The 16,028-nt window shown below is 61.8% G+C and carries 15 protein-coding genes and 1 tRNA gene; 6 read left to right on the top strand and 10 right to left on the bottom strand.

The annotated features are described in order from the left end of the window. The first annotated feature begins 262 nt into the window (after positions 1-262). Complete coding sequence (gene ruvB, locus NW851_RS12130; RefSeq protein WP_414334583.1) at positions 263-1,405, top strand: Holliday junction branch migration DNA helicase RuvB; 1,143 nt, start codon at positions 263-265, stop codon at positions 1,403-1,405. Between the two features lies 1 nt (position 1,406). On the opposite strand, the gene NW851_RS12125 is transcribed toward ruvB, so the two are convergent. Further along, complete coding sequence (locus NW851_RS12125) at positions 1,407-4,103, bottom strand: phycobilisome rod-core linker polypeptide (protein ID WP_414338828.1); 2,697 nt, start codon at positions 4,101-4,103, stop codon at positions 1,407-1,409. Positions 4,104-4,307: 204 nt separating this feature from the next. Between NW851_RS12125 and NW851_RS12120 the strand changes: the two genes are divergently transcribed. Continuing rightward, positions 4,308-6,464 (top strand): glycosyltransferase 61 family protein, encoded by a 2,157-nt coding sequence (locus NW851_RS12120; RefSeq protein ID WP_414338825.1) that lies wholly within the window; start codon positions 4,308-4,310, stop codon positions 6,462-6,464. Positions 6,465-6,522: 58 nt separating this feature from the next. Here the strand turns inward: NW851_RS12120 and NW851_RS12115 are convergent. Both NW851_RS12115 and cobJ read right to left on the bottom strand, forming a co-directional pair. Beyond that, positions 6,523-6,606: transfer RNA gene (locus tag NW851_RS12115), tRNA-Leu, on the bottom strand. Between the two features lie 224 nt (positions 6,607-6,830). Beyond that, positions 6,831-8,690 (bottom strand): precorrin-3B C(17)-methyltransferase, encoded by a 1,860-nt coding sequence (cobJ, locus tag NW851_RS12110; RefSeq protein ID WP_414338822.1) that lies wholly within the window; start codon positions 8,688-8,690, stop codon positions 6,831-6,833. A gap of 55 nt (positions 8,691-8,745) precedes the next feature. Between cobJ and NW851_RS12105 the strand changes: the two genes are divergently transcribed. From NW851_RS12105 to NW851_RS12090, 4 genes are all read left to right on the top strand, one after another. Beyond that, a complete protein-coding gene (locus NW851_RS12105; RefSeq protein ID WP_414334576.1) occupies positions 8,746-9,396 on the top strand; it encodes a hypothetical protein in 651 nt (216 codons plus the stop codon). A gap of 64 nt (positions 9,397-9,460) precedes the next feature. Further along, positions 9,461-9,925: an FKBP-type peptidyl-prolyl cis-trans isomerase gene (locus NW851_RS12100; protein ID WP_414334574.1), complete on the top strand. Its 465-nt coding sequence runs from the start codon at positions 9,461-9,463 to the stop codon at positions 9,923-9,925. Between the two features lie 51 nt (positions 9,926-9,976). Beyond that, complete coding sequence (locus NW851_RS12095; protein WP_414338819.1) at positions 9,977-10,630, top strand: 5-formyltetrahydrofolate cyclo-ligase; 654 nt, start codon at positions 9,977-9,979, stop codon at positions 10,628-10,630. A gap of 25 nt (positions 10,631-10,655) precedes the next feature. Beyond that, positions 10,656-11,096 carry an FxLYD domain-containing protein gene (locus tag NW851_RS12090; protein ID WP_414334570.1) on the top strand — a complete coding sequence of 147 codons (441 nt, stop codon included), beginning with the start codon at positions 10,656-10,658 and terminating at the stop codon, positions 11,094-11,096. 14 nt (positions 11,097-11,110) lie between these two features. On the opposite strand, the gene NW851_RS12085 is transcribed toward NW851_RS12090, so the two are convergent. The 7 genes from NW851_RS12085 to NW851_RS12055 all read right to left on the bottom strand — a co-directional run bounded on the left by NW851_RS12085 (position 11,111) and on the right by NW851_RS12055 (position 15,990). Next, positions 11,111-12,388, bottom strand: a complete 1,278-nt coding sequence (locus NW851_RS12085; RefSeq protein ID WP_414338817.1) for an amidohydrolase family protein — start codon at positions 12,386-12,388, stop codon at positions 11,111-11,113. A 135-nt stretch (positions 12,389-12,523) separates the two neighbouring features. Beyond that, the gene (locus NW851_RS12080; RefSeq protein WP_414338814.1) at positions 12,524-13,693 is read right to left on the bottom strand and encodes a class I SAM-dependent methyltransferase; all 1,170 of its coding nucleotides are present in this window, start codon (positions 13,691-13,693) and stop codon (positions 12,524-12,526) included. A 94-nt stretch (positions 13,694-13,787) separates the two neighbouring features. Further along, positions 13,788-13,961: a hypothetical protein gene (locus NW851_RS12075; RefSeq protein WP_414334564.1), complete on the bottom strand. Its 174-nt coding sequence runs from the start codon at positions 13,959-13,961 to the stop codon at positions 13,788-13,790. 45 nt (positions 13,962-14,006) lie between these two features. Beyond that, positions 14,007-14,534, bottom strand: a complete 528-nt coding sequence (locus NW851_RS12070; RefSeq protein ID WP_414334563.1) for an NAD(P)H-quinone oxidoreductase subunit J — start codon at positions 14,532-14,534, stop codon at positions 14,007-14,009. Position 14,535: 1 nt separating this feature from the next. Next, positions 14,536-15,276: an NADH dehydrogenase subunit K gene (locus NW851_RS12065; RefSeq protein ID WP_414334561.1), complete on the bottom strand. Its 741-nt coding sequence runs from the start codon at positions 15,274-15,276 to the stop codon at positions 14,536-14,538. Then, the gene (ndhC, locus tag NW851_RS12060; protein ID WP_414334560.1) at positions 15,267-15,629 is read right to left on the bottom strand and encodes a photosynthetic/respiratory NAD(P)H-quinone oxidoreductase subunit C; all 363 of its coding nucleotides are present in this window, start codon (positions 15,627-15,629) and stop codon (positions 15,267-15,269) included. Before ndhC ends, NW851_RS12065 begins: the two co-directional genes overlap by 10 nt. A 112-nt stretch (positions 15,630-15,741) precedes the next feature. Further along, positions 15,742-15,990 (bottom strand): hypothetical protein, encoded by a 249-nt coding sequence (locus NW851_RS12055; RefSeq protein ID WP_414334559.1) that lies wholly within the window; start codon positions 15,988-15,990, stop codon positions 15,742-15,744. Positions 15,991-16,028: the final 38 nt, after the last annotated feature.

Genomic DNA, 16,028 nt, shown 5'->3' with positions numbered 1-16,028 from the left:
TGCACGAGCGGAATGCGCACAACTTCCCGCTGGATTTGGCGGCGGTGGAAGTGGCGCCGGCCATCCGTGGCTAATCCACTCTTGACCGAGTAGACTACTCCTTCTTGAGTCCCCTGGCAGATGCCGGGGGATTTTTTTCTTCTACTGCCCCCTCCAATCTTTCTACCCAGGTGGGAGACCAAAATCGGCAAACGGTTTACCAGGACCTTTCCCCCAGTTTTTTCCAGTTAGAGTAGGGCTATTGCATCTGCAGGTAAAGGATATGGCGATCATTTCTTCTCGGGCTGTGGGGGCTGAGGATCCCGGGCAGCAGCAAAAGAGTTCTGCTTGCAGAGAAGGGATGGAGTTCCGCTCCCAGAACCGGGGCCGGCAAGCCGATGAGCTGTTGCAGCCACAGGCTCAGCCTGGCGAGGCTCAGGAAGAATCCCTGCGCCCGCGCACCCTAGCCGAGTACATCGGTCAGACGGAGCTTAAGGAAGTGCTTTCCATTGCCATTGCGGCGGCCCGGGCCCGCGGTGAGCCTTTGGATCACCTATTGTTCTATGGCCCGCCCGGCCTCGGCAAAACCACGGTGGCTGCGGTGCTGGCGGCAGAAATGGGATCCCACTTCTACATGACCACAGCCCCGGCGCTGGAGAGCCCCCGCGACATTGCCGGCTACCTGGTGCGCCTGAAGCGGGGGGATGTGCTGTTTATCGACGAGATCCATCGCCTGCCCAAAGTGACGGAAGAATTGCTCTACCCGGCCATGGAAGATTTTCGCCTCGATATCACCATCGGCAAGGGTCGCTCGGCCCGCATCACCTCTCTGCCCTTGGAGCGCTTCACCCTCATCGGGGCCACCACTCGCATCGGCGCCCTCACCTCGCCGCTGCGGGATCGCTTTGGCCATGTGCAACGGCTGCGCTTTTATGAGCCCCACGAGCTGGTGGAAATCGTGTTGCGCACTGCCCGTCTCCTGAACACTTCCATCGATCCGGAAGGGGCGACAGAGATCGCCCGCCGTTCTCGGGGCACGCCGCGTATTGCCAATCGCTTGTTCAAGCGGGTGCGCGATTATGCCCAGGTGCGAGGAGATGGCCACATCAGCCGAGAAGCGGCAGCCGCGGCCCTGGAGTTGTTCCAGGTGGATCCTATGGGGCTGGATTGGACAGATCGTAAGCTGCTGACGATCCTGGTGGAGCAGTTTGCGGGCGGGCCCGTGGGCCTGGAGACGATGGCCGCCGTGACGGGTGAGGATCCCCAAACCATCGAAGAAGTCTACGAGCCCTACCTGTTGCAGATCGGCTATCTGCAGCGCACACCCCGTGGGCGGGTGGTTACCCCCGCCGCCCTGCAGCACTTGGGCTACGCAGCCCGTTCCCTCACCCCCAGCCCCTCTCCCACAAGGGGAGAGGGGAGTTAATCTAGCTGCGATCGTTGCTGCCAACAGGGCTGAAACTGGGCACCACCAGCTCGCGGTTTTGCTTAGTGAGGCGGCCATACAGCTCTTGGGTGTTGGGGAAGTTGGCCGCCGGCAAGGTGGGGAAGCGGCGGTAGGGCACTGTATCTTCCCCGAAGAGATCCCGGTACTCTTGGGTATTCAGCAAGGCGCGCACAAAGGCCTTCAAACCCTGGGTGGCCAGGATCTGGTTGTACTTGCGGATCTCCTGCTGGTTCAGGGGCGCGCGGCCCAGGAAGTGCTTGGTGCCCAACTCGATCACCTTGGTGTTGGGATAGGGAGCGTAGAACTCAGAGCGGTACAGTTCTGAACACCCCAGCGCCTCGATGAACTCCTTGACGGTGATCTCGCCGTTGCGCAGCCTGGACTCGGCGGAGCTGAGCTCGGCACTGATGTTGTAAATGTCCATATCTCGCTCAAAGACCTGCCGGTAGGCGGCGCGGATGAGGTTGTTCACCTCGGCTTTGTTGGCCAGGCTGGTGAGCTTGAAGATGGGAACCTCCTGGCGCACCTTGGGCACTCCCTGCTGGGCCCGCCGCTGGATCTCCAGCTCGCCGGAGGGCATATCCTGCGGCTGGCCCAACTTGACAAAGAGGGGGATATCCTCATCGGTGCGAATGGGCTTGAGCGCCGCCATATCGCTGGATCCGGGGCGCATCCGCCGCAACGCCAGGCCGCCGGGGGTGAGGTAGCGCTCGTAGGGCACAATGTCTTCTCCGAAGGCCCGCTGGTACTCCTCGCCGTCGAGGATGGCATCCACCACCGCGTAGAACCCTTGCTTGGAGGCAATGTCGAACAGACGGTTGATCTCCTGCCGCCCGTAGGTGGGCCGGCCCAGCAGCTTGCGGTGGATAAACTCGATGGCTTTGCAAACATACAAGCTGGACCAGTACTTGTTGCGAAAGAGATCCGATTTGGCCAGTTGGCGCACAAACTCTTTGACGCTGATCTCGCCCGACTCCAGCTTGATCTCCCAGCGGGTTAGCCGTTGGCCTTCGTAGGGCACATAGCCATATAGCTGCTGGTAGCAGGCGCGGATCACCGCTTGTGTGGATCCCTCGCTGCCAACAATCCCCGCCCGTGCCCCCAACCGCCGACTGCGATCCCCAGGGGTTTGGGTGAGCTTGAAAACCTTGGGCCCCAAGCTGCCCGGATCCCCTGCCGCCCTGGGATTGGTGCGCTCGTTGGTGAGGGCAAAGCCGCGCCGGATGAGGATGCGCTTGACATCCTTGTTGAAGGGGGCGGGGCTGGCGTTGAGGGAACGGGTCTCCTTGGGGAAGATGGCGCCAAATTGGATCTCCAGCGGGTCGTTGCCGACGCCATAGGCATGCTGATCCGGCAAAGGGCGATTGTAGCGGGCAAAGAGGGTGATGAACTGGGGCACCTTGCGGCGGGGGGCAGCGTAGTTGTAAAGATCAAACTTGGCCCCCCAGTTGGCGCTGGTTTGGGCTTCCACCCCCAGCTTGCGCAGGTAGGGCACCGTCTCCTCGCCGAAGTAGTCGCCGTACTCGCGGCTATCCACCAGCGCATCCACCAGGCCGGCCAGACCCTTGCTGGAGATGATGGAGAAGTAGGTCTGCACTTCCTCGCGGGTTTCTGGGGCCCGTCCTAGGAAGTGGCGGAAGGCCAGCTCCACGACGCGGCTGTTGATGTAGGGCTCGTAAAACTGCTTGCGGTACAGTTCGGATTTGCCCAGGCGGCGGATGAACTCCTTCATGGAGATCTCGCCGTTTTTCACCTTCGATTCCAGGTCGGAAAGCTTGAGGCCGTAGGCACGGCGGATGTCTCGCTCGAACACCTGCCGGTAGGCGGCTTTGATCACGTCTTCTTTCTCGGCGTTGGACAGCCCCGGCTTCATGGCAAAAACGGGCACTTTTTCCGCCGCCAAGTTGTAAATCTGGGGGAGCTGTAGCCCCTGCAGGGGCAGGCCATCGGCGGTGCTGGCGTTGCGCTGCCGCAGCTTATCGGAGGGGGAAGGAGCGATGAACTCGCTCAGCAAGACATCGAAATATTGGTTGATGATGGCCACCGCCTCGGCATCTTTGCGGAAGTAGCCAGCGGCAGCCCGCTTCATTTCTTGAATGGCGACGATGGTGGCCTCGGCGGAGCAGGCGTTTTCGATGATCTCCCGCAGGCCACGGGTGTTGACGGCAATGATGCTGGGATCCCCGGCCACAAGAGCGTAGGTGACGTAGCGCAAGAACCAGCTCAGATCCCGCAGGGACTTGCGCATGTTGGCGGCGCCGTAGCGGGAGATGTTAATGGGGCGGAAGTTGGGGGGAATCTCCACGCCGCTGGCGCTGAAGAGGTTGCGGATGGCCTCGAGGAAGCCGCCGGTGGACTCCACGTAAAAGGCGGTGCCCAACTTAAAGGCTTCCTTCTCGTCCTGAGTGACTTCTGGCCGCTCCAGATAGGCCATGGGCGAGCCCCCCGTGAAGATGCGGTTGGCCGCCCGGCTGACGATGATTTCGGAGTTGGCCGCGATCACTTGGGCAATGTCCAGGCGCTTCAGGCCGCTGGAGAAAAAGTCCTCCAGGCGATCCAACTCGGTACGTCCCAGATAGCGATCCTGCTGTTCTGCCTGGGAGATGGTCGATACGGGCACGGTTTGGTACAGACGGGGGCTGGAAACGACGGTGCCAGCGGATACGTTGATACCCATCGATCTCTTAAACTCCGTTTTATCGAAAAAATGGCCGACAAAGGCTGAGGACGGTGCCCTCCCATCGCGCAGCGGGCCATAGCCTTTGGGGTGAAGAGGCCGACCCACGCTCGAACCGATGTCTCTCCCTGAGCCGAGAAGGATTGATGCCGGAGGGAGAAGCCAAGCCTAGAATACTAGGGGGATGTGCCCAGAGTGGGGGGGTTGTTGCAGTTTGTAACACTGTTTCTCATCCACATAGACATGGCTCCCGACCCGGCTCTGCCCTCACATCCGTTGTTTTCTGTCTCCAGCCTTGAAGACTGGCAACAGGGGCGTTACGAGTGCCTTGTCCAAGCTTTGCAGCAGCAGCTCCAGCAGGGATCCCCCTCCTCAGAGCTGTATTGGGGGCTGGGAGCTGCCTATCTGCTGCTGGGGCGGGAGCTGGAGGCGCAGCTTGTGTGGCAAGAGGGCTTGGCAATGCAGACAGCCGGAGGTGTAGCCGAAGCCGAGGCTGTGCGTGGGTGGGCAAGGGAGCTGCAGGAGCTGGCAGAGGGGCTATGGGAAAAAGGCCATTGGCCGCAGGCGGCGGCTTTGTACCGACAGCTTGTGGAGCAGGGATCCCTTCCTCCCGATCTGGCGGCGCTGGCCGCCCATCGCGTTGGCCTAACCCAAGAGCGCAGCCGGCTGTGGAGCGCGGCAGCGGAGTGGTATGAGCGGGCTTGCCGGTGGGATCCAGCAGCGGCAGAAAGTTCTTGGCGCTGGGGCCTGGCGCTGCTCAAGTTGGGCCGGTTCCAGGAGGCCACCTCGGCCTTGGAGCAAGCCGTGCGGCTGCGGCCGGAGTGGGGGGATCCCTGGGTGCAGATGGGCTTGGCCTGGCTGGATCAAGGGGATCCGGCGCAGGCGGTGCGGTGTTTCCGGGAGGCGGAAGCGCGGGGCACGAAGACGGCAGAGCTCTACAGCTACTGGGCAGAGGCCCAGGTGCGGCTGGATGACCCGCAGGCTGCCTGGGAAAAGTTCCGGCAGGCGGTGGCGGCGGAGCGGGAGTGGCTGCAGGCGTGGTGCGAAGGCAGCGGCAGAGAAAGCCCGCTGCGGTCTGGACTGGAGCAGGCAGGCAGGGGAGAGGGGATCCCCCAGGACCTGGATTCGGCTTGGCGACGGCGCTGGGCTCCGGCAGGCTCTGTTGCCCAGGCCAGCCCCCTTGTAACCGACTCCTGGCCGCTGCCAGCCCAAGGCTACCTCACCACCCGGCAGTGGCATCAGGCCACAGGCGAAGGGGACTACCAAGCACTGGATCCAGGGGAGGTGCTCTGTCTGCAAGCGCCCCCTGTGGCTGATCCGGCCATTGGGCAAAAGCTGCGCCCGCAGCGGATCCCCCTGGCCGAGACTTTTGTGGCCCAGATCCCCCGCGGATCCGTCCATGTGGGCCACTATCCCCGCCACCTCTACGCCAGCTTTGCCAGTGCGGTGCTCACCCGCCGGGGAGAATTGCTGGCCGATGTCTCCCTCAGCTTGCCGCCACCGGAGTTTCTCGACTGGGACTGGGGGCCGGATCACCTGGAACACCACCCCATCTTGAGCTTACCCCACCTGCCGCCGCCGATCCCACTGGACGGCTCTGTCGCCCTCTTGCCGTTGGGAGCGGTCAATTACTTTCACTGGATGGTGGATGTTTTGCCTGCCCTTGATGTCCTGCAGCGGTCGGGCGCCCTCGGAAAAGACATCCCCATCTTGATCCACGGGTATCAAAGAAAACCCTTTCAGGTGCAGAGCTTGGCCGCTTTGGGGATCGCAGCCGAGCCCATCCTCAGCTTCGAGCAGGTGGGGGGATCCCATCTGCAAGCGCAGAACCTGATCGTGCCCTCAGCAGGGGCTCCGGCGGGGTGCTTGACGCCCAGGGGATTGGCGGTGCTGCGGCAACTGGCCCGGCCGAGCTTGTCCAGCGCTCCCTTGCTGCCGCGGCGGATCTACATCAGCCGTCGTGCTGCCCGCTGGCGGCGGGTGATCAACGAAGCGGAGGTGCTGGCGGCTTTGCGCCCCTGGGGATTTGTATCGGTGCAACTGGAAACCCTTTCTCTAGCGGAGCAAATAGCGCTGATGCAAGGGGCCGAGGCGGTGATCGGGATCCATGGGGCGGGCCTGACCAACCTCGCCTTTTGTCAACCCGGCGCCACCGTCATCGAGATCCTGCCCCGCAACGCGGTGCTCCCCTACTTTTGGATCATCGCCCAGGTGGCAGGGCTCAATTATTTCCCTTTGCTGGCGCCGGTCTGCGATCCAGCTTTGGTGGCCCTTCTTGCCAGCCCCGATTTGGATCGAGAAGATGCCTGGGTGCGGATCCCGGACTTGCTCAAGGTGCTGGAACAGACAGAGCTCAATTGATGGTGGGAAAATGCCTTTTTTCGAATTTACGAGAGTTCTGCAAGCCTCGCATTCAAGATGGGATCGGAGGGACTCGAACCCTCACGTTCTTGAGGAACAACGGATTTTAAGTCCGTAGCGTCTACCATTCCGCCACGATCCCCTCTAGCGGCAACAGTACTCTAACAGACCACAGGCCAGCAGGATCAGCCTGTAGGATCCGGTGGTGACCTGATGGGGTTGGAGTCGGTCGGTCAACCAGCCAAACAAGGTAACGGGGGATCCTACTCTTCTCGTGGATGACGATGGCGCGGATGGCTTCGATTGCCACAGCCCCCATGGCCGGGACCCCCACCTCGGGCACGTCACCGCCTGGGATCCCCCCACCTACTCAGGAGAGGCGCTCAGGCGGTAGCCGCGGGGGGTGATCAGCCGGCTGCCGTAGCGAAAGGTCTGCGAGTTGCCGATCAAGACCAGGGTAAACATATCCACCTGCTCAGGATCCAACTCCCCCAGCGTGGTGAGGTGGATGACCTCGCCGGAACGATAGAGGTTGCGGGCCACCGCCACCGGGGTGTGGGCGGGGCGGGCGGCCAAAAAGATCTGCAGGGCTTTGAGGAAGGGATCCAACCGCTGCCGCGAGCGGGGATTGTACAGAGCCACCACAAAGTCGGCCTGGGCAGCCGCCTGCAGGCGTTGCTCGATGGCCGGCCAAGGGGTGAGCCGATCCGAGAGGGAAATGGCGCAAAAATCCTGCATGAGAGGGGCTCCCAGGCGGGCGGCAGCAGCCTGAAGGGCGGAGATCCCCGGCAGCACCTCCAGAGAGGGGCGGATCCCATCCCAGCTGCTGCGGGCCAAGTACTCCAGCACCAGCCCGGCCATGCCGTAGATCCCCGCATCTCCCGAAGAGATCACCGCCACCTGCAGCCCCTGCTGGGCCAGGGCAATGGCCCGCTGCGCCCGCTGCACCTCCTGGGTGATGGGAAAGGCTTCGCAAATCTGGCCCGGGTGTAAGAGGGGCGCCACCAAGTCCAGGTAGAGCTGGTAGCCGATCACCACGTCGGCTTGGGCCAGGGCCAGGCGGGCGGCCAAGGTCAATTGGGCGGGATCCCCGGGGCCGGTGCCAATCAGCCACAGGTGCCCGGCGCGAGGGGAATACTCCTGAGCAGCGCGGGCAATGGCCAGGGTACAAGCTCCCTCGCTTTCTGAGGCAAAGACCTGCTTGGGGCAGAGAAGGGTGGCTCTCCCCTGGGCTGGATCCTCATCCCCCGACATGCGCTGGGCGGCCAAGAGGGCAGCCGCCTCCGCCACCGAAGGGGTGCCCACGGCCTGCCGCACCGCCTCCGAAGGGTGGGGAACTGGGATCCCCGCCAGGGCCGCGGCAGAGAAGAACTGGATGGGCCAACCGTGGGCCTGGGCCAACTCCAGCAGTCCCGCCTCATCCCGTTTCAACTCCAGGGTGGCCAAGCCGGCAACGGCCTCGAAGGCCAGCCCCTGGGCCTGCAGCAGGCGGCGCAGGGATCCCTCCAGCCAGGCGCGGCTGGTGCCCCGCTCGCAGCCCACACCCACCCACAGCACCCGTGGATGCCAGTGAACGGTGGGGAGCTTGTCCAGAGAAGTTGTAGATTCGCTGATCCGGATCTGGGCCACTGCTTGGTCGGGAGCGGTGAGGAAAAGAGAATGATCCGCTGGCCAGGCTCGCCGCCAGAGCTGCGTGCCACAGGTTTGCTCAACGGCCACCGGCTCTCCCCGCGCCAGAGCGGCTGCCACCCCGTTCCAATCGCCGGCGCCCCGCTGCCAACCGTAGGGATCCCCCAGCAAATCCAAAGGCGGGATCCCCAGCCCTTCCGAGGCAGAGGTGAGGATGGGCTCGGCTCCCAAGGCAGCCGCCACCCGCCGCGCCAGCGCCTCAGCTCCTCCCACATGGCCGCCACAGAGGCTAATGGCCCAGCGCCCAGCTTCGTCCACCACCACCACCGCCGGATCCCGGTATTTGTCTTGCAAGAGGGGGGCAATGAGCCGCACCACCGACCCAACTGGCAAGACAAAGATACAGCCCTGCACCTGCGGCCAGCTCTGGGCCACCGCTGCCGCCAGGGGATCCCCATAGGCTTGCCAGGGGGGTGGCAGCGGCTCTCGCTGGGGGTTGGCCTTGCTCCAGCAGATCCACTCCTCCGGCAGCAGCGACAGCAAAGGCTGGGCCAAGCGGCGACCGCGCGGGGTAGGGGCAAACAGGGCAAGCTTCATCAGCCTAGGGATCCTATACTGGACTACAGAGCCACCCGCAAATAGACGAGTGCCAATGCCAACCCCCCTTGGACTGATGCTGCCGCTGATCCCCCTGGAGGTTCTGCTCTCCACGAAGGGGCTGATGTTTTTGTTGCTATCGGCCTATGGCGGGGCCATGTGGACATTTTTAAGTGGCGCTCCCCGGGTGTACACCATCATCGTGCCCGATCTGGAGCAGGCAAGGGGCTTCTACGAAAAGGTTTTGAAGCTGCCGGAGGCGGAGCTGCCGCTGCAGTACTACTACGGCTATGAGCAAAGCATGGTCAGCTCCAGCCTGGGATCGCCCTATTTTCCGGGAGATATTGGCCTCAGCTCTCACTTCGATACCAGAACCCGTCCCACTTCTGGATCGACACAACCGGATACCCCTGGCCTCTGGTATCAGCTCTCCGACAATGTGCAATTGCACGTGATCCTCGGCTCCACGGATCCCTACGGCAGTCCCTCCAGGCCCCCCTCTGTGCCTGCCTACGGGGCGGCAGCCGGTCGCACTGGCGGCGTCCGCTATCGCCACACCACCTATGAACGGGAAGCCCTCAAAGCGCTCCTGAAGCGGATCAACAAGCAAGGGATCCGCAACAGCGTCCGCTCCGAAAAGCCTTTTGTCTTCTGGGTGCGCGATCATCAAGGGCAGATCATCGAATTTGCCGAAATAAAAGGATGAAGGGATCCCCTAAGATCGTTGAAGGAAGGGGAAGCAAAAAGTCGGCGAGGGGAGACGCCAACAGATGAAACGGATGCTGCTGCTGTTGCTGGGTTTGCTGTGGATCGGGATGTGGGGTGGACAGCCGGCCGTGGCTCTGTCGCGGGCCAAAGACAACCCCGTGGTGGGCATCCAATCCCCAGCCAAAGACTTCATCACCACCGAGTCGGGCCTGCAATACTACGACATTGCTCAAGGCAGTGGGCCTTCACCTCAGCCGGGGCAAACGGTGGTGGTGAACTATGTGGGCAAGCTGCAGGATGGCACCGTCTTCGATAGCTCCTACAAGCGCAATCAACCTTTCATCTTTACCTACGGAGTAGGGCAGGTGATCCGCGGCTGGGAGGAAGGTCTGGCCACCATGCGGGTGGGTGGCAAGCGGTACTTGCGCATTCCGCCGGAGTTGGCCTACGGCAGCCGCGGCGCCGGCGGCGTGATCCCACCCAACGCCACCCTTGATTTTGAAGTGGAGCTCCTGGCCATCCAGTAGACTCTGGACATCCACACCTAAGCTTGACTGGGGGTGGGGAAAGTCAAGGCGGTGAGATTGCAGGGCGCTGCGGCAACTCCCTTCTGGGTAACAAACCTGTCTCCGTCTGTGGAGCCCAATTTTCCCCCTGAAGCTCCTAGCGCAGAAAAAGCTCGCCTGCGCCAGCACTTCCGCCAAGTGCGGCAGGGGCTGGAACGCTCCCTGATCGACCAGAAGATAGTGGCTCATCTGGCCTCTCACCCCCAGCTTTTGGCGGCCAGAACCATCTTGGCCTACGCGGCCTTCGGCTCCGAGGTGGATCTGGGATCCCTGTTCGCCCTTTTCCCTGAAAAGCGCTGGGGGATCCCTCGTTGCTTGCCGCAGCGGCAGTTGGGATGGCATCGCTACCACCCAGCCGAGCTTGTTCCCAACCGCTGGGGGCTGCCGGAGCCCTCTCCCACCAGTGAGGTTATCGACCCTGCCGAAGCCGAGTTGATCCTCGTGCCCGCCCTGGCCTGCGACCGCTGGGGGAGGCGTTTGGGCTATGGCGGCGGCTATTACGACCGCTTTTTGGCCTCGCTGCCGGATCCCGGTGTGCCCAAGTGGGGCATTGTCCCGCAGGCTTGCCTGCTGCGGCAGCCTCTGCCTCAGGATCCCTGGGATCAACGCCTGGACGGGATCCAAACCGAAGAGGGGTTTTACCCGGCGGGGGATCCCCTAGACTAAGGGAGATGGGCCTTGGAGGAAAAACATGAGCCAAGTTTGGAAGAAGGGGCTTCGCTCCCTCTGCTGGAGCCTGGGCTGGGCGGCTTTGGCGGCCCTCTTGCTGGGCTTTGGCGCCATCCCCCTACAATTGAAGGATCTGCACATCACCCCCTGCCCGGATACCCCCGAATACACCAACCTGGTCACCAGCAACGGCAACCCCATACCGGCCAGGTGCATGTTCATCGAAGGGACGGTGGTGAACCGCTCCAAAAACACCTTGGTCAATGCGGATGTCTTCGGTCGCCTTTACGATGCCAACGGCAATGAGGTTCTGCCGGAGCGCACCCGCGTGGGAGCCATCGAAGAGGTTCCCCCCGGCGAAAGCCCCTTCTCCATTCGCATCTCCGTGCCTGTGACCAGCCCGCTGCCCTTGACCCTGGAGCAATTCAAGGCCAGCGGCTTCAGCGGCACCGTGCGCCGTTGACATCCAGTTGATCCCTAGAAGAGTTGGCGGGTGAAGTCCACCTGGGCCGGGCGCCCCGGCAAATGGAGCTGGGCAACCACCGGCGGGGTTTGGGCGATCAGCCGTCCCCGACGGAAAACGTACAGGCAAGCCGGTTTCAGGCGAATGGCTTCGACGGCATCGGCAGCCTGGAGCACCACCAAATCGGCATAGCAGCCGGGTTCTAGTCCGTAGCCTTCTAACCCCAAAATGCGGGCCGGGTTTTCCGTAACGGCCAAGAAGCACTGGCGCATCTGCTCATAGCCGGTCAATTGGGCAGCGTGGATCCCCATGTGGGCCACCTCCAGCATGTTGCCGCTGCCCAGGGGATACCAGGGATCCATCACGCAGTCCTGGCCAAAAGCTACTGTCAGCCCGGCGGCCATCAGCTCCGGCACCCGCGTCAGCCCCCGCCGCTTAGGGTAGGTGTCGTGGCGGCCCTGCAGCACCAGGTTCACCAGCGGGTTGGCGATCACCCCCAGCTCTGCCTCGGCCATCAGGGAAATGAGTTTGCTCACGTAGGCATTGTCCATTGAGTGCATTGAGGTGAGGTGGGAGGCGGCCACCCGCCCCTGCAAGCCCAGCCGCTGCGTCTCGTAGGCCAAGGTTTCCACGTGGCGGGAGAGGGGATCGTCTGTCTCGTCGCAGTGCAGATCCACCCGCAGACCCCGCGCCGCCGCAATCTCGCACAGGGCCCGCACCGAAGCTGCCCCTTCGGCCATCGTCCGCTCAAAGTGGGGGATCCCACCCACCACCTCTACCCCCCAATCCAGAGCCTTCTCCAAGAGCTGCACCGCCCCCGGCGAGCGGTAGTAGCCATCTTGGGGAAAGGCCACCAGTTGCAAATCCAGGTAGGGGGACACTTTTTGCTTGACCTCCAGCAAGGCCCGCACCGCCAACAGGTTGGGATCGCACACGTCCACATGGGCACGGATGGCCAGGATCCCGCGCGCCACCGCCCAGTCGCAATAGGTCAAGGCCCTCTCTATCACTGCCTCTGGCGTCAGCAGCGGCTTCAACTCCCCCCAAAGGGCGATCCCTTCTAGCAAGGTGCCCGATTGGTTGACGCGCGGGATCCCGTAGGTGAGGGTGGCATCCAGGTGAAAGTGGGCATCCACAAAGGGGGGCGACACCAAGCGGCCACTCACATCGATTTCCTGCAGGGCAGTGGCTTGTAAGTTGTTTTCCAGAGCAACAATGCGGCCCCCTTCAATGCCGATATCAACCCCCTTGCGGCCATCCGGCAAATTGGCCCGACGCAGAATGAGATCCATAGGTTATGGCTATTTCAACTTGGGATGAGCGACTAAAGTTGTTTCAAGGGCTTCCCTTCCCCCACTAAGGTAGGGGGATTTCCAGTCCTACCTATAGTGAGAGTGGCCGCCAACAAGCAATTCAAAAAGTAAGGCTCATGGCCTCAGCCCCAGCTCCGGCCCGCCAAAGCCCTGCAGAGGATGAGCATATTCTGAGCTGGTCAGACCCTTGGCCTGCACCAACACCCCAAAGCTCCCCAACCCCATCGGATCCAGGAGGGCGTGAAGAGCGTATCGTCGCTGCAACACCTGGCCCACATCCACAGCTTCGCCGTCAAGCGGGTTCTCAATTTGGCTGAGAGCGGCCAGCCGCTCGGTTAACCCCAGGTTCACCAAAAAGCTGCTCTGCCGGGTGAACCCCAGATACTTCAGCCCCAGCGATTCTCCCACCTGCTCTAGGGTCGTAAAGTCCACATGGGCCGTGAGATCCTGGGATCCCACCTGAACATAGGGATCCGTGTAGCTGCCGTGCCGTCGGTAGGCCAGGAGCGTGCCTTGAGCGCGCTGGGGGCTATAGTAGCGCTGGGCGGTGTGGCCGTAATCGACAGTCAGCACGTAGCCCCGCCGCAGCTTGCGGGCCAGGAGCTGCAACCACTCCAGGGCTTTCAAGTTCACCTCGGTTTGGTAACCGGACGGATAGGTTTCTATGGGGATCCCCAGACGGGCAAAATACTCTCCCAGCTCAGGAGTGGACAGATCCCCCAGCACCTCCCGGAAGTCGGCTGCGGCAGCATCGCCACAAGCGACGTAAATTTCCCGCAACGCTCCCTCTTGCACCTGCACCCGATGTACCGGAAAAGCATCCACCAGCTCATTCGAGAAAAAACAGCCGATGACCGAGTCATCCGGGATCTCATCCCAATCCAGCCAGCGCACCTTTTCCCCAAAAGGGGCCAGTCGCTCCTGCTGTAGCCGACGCAGATGGGCAGAACGCTCCAGGATCCCATATTCCAGCACCTGCCAAAAAAGGGGGTGAGCAGAGCGCACGTAGGTCAGCCAATCCTGGGCCAAACGGCCGCTGCCCGCCCCCATCTCGATCACCCTGAAGACAGAAGGGGATCCCAAAATATTCCAGAACTGGCGGATCTGCTCCGCCAACAGTTGGGCAAAATCTGCCGCCAGGTGAGGAGAGGTCAGGTAGTCGGTGCCAACCGGGGATCCCCGCTCGTAATAGCCCAGCCCCGGCTCGTAGAGAGCCCACTCCATAAACTGGGCAAAGGTCACCGGCCCCTGAGCGCGAATGCGGCTGCCGATCAACTCCTGCAACCTCTGTGTGGACCGAGGTAACAACCAAGGCAAACTCAGGTCGCGCCGGGGCTGCTCAGGAACGATCACAGGTGGGGGTTCCAAAGATCCAGACTCACTTGCTCAGAGGGCGACGCCAATTTTGGCGAAACTGACGGTTCGAGACCAACAGCAGCGGCCAGAGAGCCGATACCAGCCACTTTCCGGATCCCGAATAGACGCGATCCGCTTTGCGGGCCGAGTACCAGACTCCACCTGCATAAATTGCCAAGAGCAAAAAAGGCCACATCTCAACCCATCCTGTTAACGCTGCTCAGCGAGTGGGGATCTCCGATCAGTAGGCATCCTGCAGCTCATAAAAGTCAGGCGTGATGTAGTCTTTGCGCAGCGGCCAACCAATCCAGTCTTCCGGCATCAAGATCCGCTTCAAGTTCGGGTGTCCCTCAAAAACAATGCCATACATGTCGTAGGTTTCTCGTTCCTGCCAATCCGCCGACTTCCAGATCCAATACACGGAAGGCAGCCGCGGATCCTGGCGAGGCAACTTCACCTGTAGCCGCACCTCTTGCGGGCGGTCTGCCCCATCCGATAGCTTGATCAGATGGTAGAGGCTGACCAGTGGCTGACCTGCCCCCAAGTCGTACCCACACTGGCACTGCAAATAGTTGAAGCCGTAGGCATAGAGGGCGGTGCACACAGGCAGGAGAAAATCCCGCTCCACCTCCAACAGCTCCACCCCCGCCGCATCTTTCCCCAGGTACTGGTGGTCAAAACCGTTGTCGGCCAGAAACTGGGAGACCGGGCCGCGCTCCAACGTCGCTAACGGTTCCGCTTGCCTTTCCTGAGCTTTGTCCTCTGCCATCTTACATCCCTCCCCGCAAAGCTTTGAGCTGCTGTTCCGCCTGCTTGAAGTCGGCAGTCTGCAAGGCCGGCGGCACCGGCAAGCCGATGGCAGCCGCCAGTTCCGGCGGAGGAGCTTGGCGGGTCTCGCTCTCCAGATACTTGCCAGTGATGATCTCCGGCACCGGCTTGAGGTTGTGCTTGACCGTGTAGTAGCGGTGAGTTTGTTGCAGGCGGCCCCGCTCCCGCATGTCTTCAGCGGCGATCTTCTTGCGCAGCTTGACAATGGCATCCATGATCGCCTCCGGGCGCGGCGGGCAGCCGGGAATGTACACGTCCACGGGGATTAGCTTGTCCACCCCTCGCACTGCTGTGTAGGAATCGGAGCTAAACATGCCGCCACTGATGGTGCAGGCCCCCATAGCGATCACGTACTTCGGCTCAGCCATTTGCTGGTAGAGCTTGACCAGCGCCGGGGCCATTTTCATAGTGACCGTGCCCGCCGTGATGATCAAATCAGCCGTGCGCGGTGAAGACCGGGGCAACAGGCCAAAGCGGTCGAAATCAAAGCGGGATCCCAGCATGGCGGCAAACTCGATGAAGCAGCAGGCGGTGCCATAGAGCAGGGGCCAGAGGCTGGACATCTTGGCCCAGTTGTACAGGTCGTTCACCGTCGTCAGAACGACATTGTTGGAGAGGTCGGTGGTAACCTGGGGGGCGGCCCCTGGAAACAGAACCTGCGGTTTCTCAGACGTCATGACCATTCCAATGCTCCTTTTCTCCAGGCGTACACAAGACCCACCACAAGGATGGCGATGAAAATCAGGGCCTCCACAAAGGCCAGCAACCCCAAGCGGTGAAACGCCACCGCCCAGGGATAGAGGAATACGGTCTCTACGTCGAAAATGACGAAGACCAAAGCAAACATGTAGTAACGGATGTTGAACTGGATCCAGGCTTGCCCAAACGGCTCCATGCCCGACTCATAGGTGCTGCGGCGTAGGGATCCCCGCCGCTTGGGAGCCAAGAGCGCAGAGGCCCCCAGCGCTAAAATCGGCAGCAGAGCGCAGACGATCAGGAAAACCAGCAGATACTCGTAGCCGGACAGAACAAACACAACCTCAGACCACCTCAGTTGCTCAACATTTAGATACGTTTTCAGTATAGAGCCAGTCTGGGATTCCCCTGCGCCCTCGAATCTTCATTCTAATCATCAGTTCTGGTGATGATCACGATTGCCGGGAGCGGCGTTTTTCCAGCCAAGCCCACACTCCGCTCACCACCGCTCCGGCCATCAGGATCCCCAAAGCCGGCTGAAACAAAGGCAGCCACAGCCGCACCCAAAGCTTGTAGCCCAGTGGGATCCCGACAAAAGCCCCCGTCACCGAAAAGACAAACCAGACAAACCCGGCGAACACCAGAAAGACAATGGCAATCAGGAAGTTATCCAGCCAGCGCTTGAGGTCAGAGGAAGTCATGGAGATTAAGGCAGAACAGCTTGAAGTCAACCCAGAAG

Origin of the sequence: Synechococcus sp. H55.7 (assembly GCF_047462395.1) — a bacterium.
Classification (GTDB): Bacteria; Cyanobacteriota; Cyanobacteriia; order Thermostichales; family Thermostichaceae; genus Thermostichus.
The sequence above is the reverse complement of the archived record's forward strand: the minus strand, read 5'-3'. Positions and strand labels throughout refer to the sequence as shown.